Annotated in this window: 1 protein-coding gene; it reads right to left on the bottom strand. The window is 66.7% G+C overall.

The features are described 5' to 3' along the window. Positions 1 to 246: ATP-binding cassette domain-containing protein (locus ACPYOM_RS23340; RefSeq protein ID WP_481347797.1), on the bottom strand; the 246-nt coding region annotated here is incomplete at both ends.

Here is a 246-nt window from a genome sequence, read left to right on the forward strand (position 1 = left end):
CCTGGAAGATCATCGCCATCCTCTTGCCGCGCAGCGAGCGCACGGTCTCCGGACGGGCGCCGACGAGCTCCTGCCCGTCGAGGCGGATCGAGCCGGTCATCCGGACCGTGCCCGGCTTGTGCAGGCCCATGATCGACATGCTCGTGACGCTCTTGCCCGAGCCCGACTCACCGACGATGCCGAGCGTCTGCCGCTGTCTCTTATACACATCTCCGAGCCCACGAGACGCGTAGTAATCTGGGGGGG

The sequence above is a fragment of the Monashia sp. HAY1-2A genome, assembly GCF_056755315.1.